Origin of the sequence: Streptomyces sp. NPDC006602 (assembly GCF_042870385.1) — a bacterium.
Taxonomy (GTDB): domain Bacteria; phylum Actinomycetota; class Actinomycetes; order Streptomycetales; family Streptomycetaceae; genus Streptomyces.
Genome location: NZ_JBIAHG010000095.1, coordinates 1 through 2154 on the forward strand (window position 1 = coordinate 1; position 2154 = coordinate 2154).

4 protein-coding genes are annotated in these 2154 nt (G+C 67.0%); 3 read left to right on the top strand and 1 reads right to left on the bottom strand.

The genetic code is table 11. From position 1 onward, the window contains the following. On the top strand, positions 1-338 hold a 338-nt coding region (locus tag ACFYO2_RS49530), incomplete at its 5' end, for an ATP-binding protein (protein ID WP_388364089.1). Positions 339-377: 39 nt separating this feature from the next. On the opposite strand, the gene ACFYO2_RS49535 is transcribed toward ACFYO2_RS49530, so the two are convergent. After that, the gene (locus ACFYO2_RS49535) at positions 378-824 is read right to left on the bottom strand and encodes a MarR family winged helix-turn-helix transcriptional regulator (protein ID WP_388364091.1); all 447 of its coding nucleotides are present in this window, start codon (positions 822-824) and stop codon (positions 378-380) included. 110 nt (positions 825-934) lie between these two features. Here ACFYO2_RS49535 and ACFYO2_RS49540 point away from each other — a divergent pair, with 110 nt between their 5' ends. Together ACFYO2_RS49540 and ACFYO2_RS49545 are read left to right on the top strand one after the other, a co-directional pair. Then, positions 935-1777: an alpha/beta fold hydrolase gene (locus ACFYO2_RS49540; RefSeq protein WP_388364094.1), complete on the top strand. Its 843-nt coding sequence runs from the start codon at positions 935-937 to the stop codon at positions 1775-1777. Positions 1778-1836: 59 nt separating this feature from the next. Next, positions 1837-2082: a hypothetical protein gene (locus tag ACFYO2_RS49545; RefSeq protein WP_388364096.1), complete on the top strand. Its 246-nt coding sequence runs from the start codon at positions 1837-1839 to the stop codon at positions 2080-2082. Positions 2083-2154: the final 72 nt, after the last annotated feature.

Below are 2154 nucleotides of genomic sequence, written 5' to 3' on the forward strand. Positions count from 1 at the left end.
GGATGCTCGGCCAACGGGCACGTCCGGTTCGGCGGGCGGGGACGGGAAAACCGACACTGGAAACAGTGCACGGCGTCTCGTCCCCGACCCAACACCTCGAACTCGACCGCCGCGGCGCCGAGATGCTCTTCCAGGCTCTGACGGAGAGGGAGGAAAAGAACAGCATCGCCATCGCCTCGAACGAAGCGTTCACCGGCTGGAGCAAGACCTTCACCGACCCTCGGCTCTGCGCGGCGATCGTGGACCGGCTCACCTTCAACGCCACCCTCATCGAGACCGGCAGCGAGTCCTACCGGCTGGCCCGCACCAAAGCGAACAAGAACAACGGGACGAAGTAACCGACACCCCGACGGCCGGAAGCCCGGAGTTCGCCGTCCTCACGTCGCTGACTGCGGCATGAGGTTGCGGGCGAGTACCTCCAACCCTTCCACGACCTCCGTCAGCCGCTGAGGGTCACCGGATCCCATCGCCCCGGCAAGGGCGTCCTCGATGCCGGCGGCGCGCACCTGCGCCACCCGCGGGGACATCTCGGGGCTCTGGCGCACCAGCACGCGGCGCCGGTCGACGGGATCCGGGGACGTCTGCACCGATCCGGCTTCCTTCAACCGGGCGATGGCCAAGGACACCTGACTCTGCGGCAGACCCGTGCGGGCGGCGATCTCACCGACGGCGGTGTCGGGATGGACGGCGATGTCACTGGCCACGATCAGCACCAACCGGGCGCTGCCCGCATACCGAGCCGCCCCGCCCGGCGGCTCGGGCAGTGCCTCCTCACCGATCTTCATCAGGGTGCGTCCCAACAGGAACAGCTCAACTCCGTTCACCCCACCAATATACATCGAACTAGATGCATTGAGATTGATGCATCTATTTCGATGGATTACCGTGTTCGCGGGATACGGCGGACGGACCGCCGCGCACAAGGGGGACCACCATGCCCAAGACCACCGGCACACTCACCGTTCCCGGCGCCGTCCTGCACTACCAACTCCAGGGCACCGGCCCGTTGCTACTGATCTCGCAGAGCGGAGAGGGCGACGCCGACCGCACCACCCACCTCGTCGCCCAGCTCACCGATTCCTACACGGTGGTCACCTACGACCGCCGCGGCCTGTCCCGCAGCCGACTCGACGCTCCCGAACAGGGCGCAACCCTCGCCGAGCACGGCGATGATGTCCACCGCCTCCTGGCCTCGCTCACGGACAGCCCCGCTCTCATGCTCGGCTGCAGCCTCGGAGCCGTCATCGGCATGCACACCGCCGCGCGGCACCCCGGACAGATCCGCACCCTCATCGCCCACGAGCCCGTCGCTCCACGCCTGCTGCCCGACGCCGATCGCGCCCGCCATGAGCGCGAACTCGCCGCCCTGCAGGACCTCTACCTGCGAAAGAGCCTCAGTGCAGCCCTCCCGGAGATCGCCAGAACCCTCGGCATCGACCCCAACAACAGGGATCTCGAACCCGATCTGACGCCCCAGCCGATGAACGCCCTGCGCATCGCCAACTTCGACTACTTCATCCGGCACGACTTCACCGCGATCATCCACGACACACTCGACATCACCGCGCTGAAGGGCGTCAGCACACACATCGTCCCCGCCGCCGGACGCACCACACCCCGGACTGTCTTCGACTACACGTGCGCGACCGTCTTCGGCCTCGCGATGGACTACGAGGTCTTCCTGGTCTCCCGGATGCGCGAGGGGCGCGGCGATGTAGCCGTCCAGGGTCAGGTTCATGCCGTAGATCAGTTTCCGCATGCCGTCAGCCTTCCGTGAGTCGGTCAAATGGCCGAGTACTGGATGGGCTGCAGGGGCCCCAGGGAAGCCTGCACCCGGTGGCCACCCCGGTCCTGGACCTCCAGCTCGGCATGCCGGGCGACGAGGCCAAGCCCACCTCCACCACCGAGCGCCGCGCCGGCGACCGCGTCCCCGGTGACCAGGCGGGTGTTCCAGTCGACCTGTCCGCGTTCAGCGGCATCTCACCCCACTTCCGGCCCCGCCGCCATCTGATGCCCGCACACCACTACCGAGCCGAGATGACCGTCCGCTTCGATCTGGGGGTGTGTCAATTTAACGGCTGATCTTGGTTGTTGAGTGGTCAGTTGTTGCTCGGGGTCAGGCGGCCTTCGAAGGCGATCTGGAACGCGTTCAGG

Bases quoted from the DNA above. Each gene is read 5' to 3' on its own strand.
- ACFYO2_RS49540 (WP_388364094.1), top strand. From the start codon at position 935: ATGCCCAAGACCACCGGCACACTCACCGTTCCCGGCGCCGTCCTGCAC.